Source organism: Sphingomonas larreae (assembly GCF_051400595.1).
Taxonomy (GTDB): domain Bacteria; phylum Pseudomonadota; class Alphaproteobacteria; order Sphingomonadales; family Sphingomonadaceae; genus Sphingomonas.
On record NZ_JBLFFI010000027.1, the window covers coordinates 1 to 500 of the forward strand.

Sequence of the window (500 nt, forward strand, 5' to 3'; positions counted from 1 at the left end):
ATCCTGCTGACGCACCTCAGCCATCGCACCGGTCTGGTGCTCCCGGTTCGCGAGATCGCCGCCTTGGCCAGGTCGCGTGGCATCGACGTGATCGTCGACGCCGCGCACAGCTGGCAGCAGCTCGATTTCGCCTTGCCCGACCTCGACTGCGACTTCGTCGGCCTGAACGGCCACAAGTGGCTGGGCGCGCCCCTGGGCGTTGGGATGATCCATGTGCGCGGTGCCGCGCTCGCCCGGATCGATCGCGATCCGGCCGAAGAGCTTGGCGGCGCGGACTCGCTGCGCAGCCGGATCCACAGCGGCACGCTCGACTATGCGGCGCAGCTGACCGTGCCGGCGGCGCTGGCGTTCCAGCGCGCGATCGGCCGCCCACGTCGCGCCGCGCGGCTGCGCTGGTTGCGCGATCGCTGGGTCAGGGCGGCACGCCGGATCGACGGCGTCGACGTGCTGACGCCCGACGATCCGGCGCTGCACGGCGGCATCACCTCATTCCGGCTGCG

General features: G+C 71.8%; 1 protein-coding gene. It reads left to right on the top strand.

The window, feature by feature from the left end; genetic code table 11:
• Positions 1-500, top strand: a 500-nt coding sequence (locus ACMGDM_RS20665) for an aminotransferase class V-fold PLP-dependent enzyme (RefSeq protein WP_436806022.1), incomplete at both ends; no start/stop codon positions are given.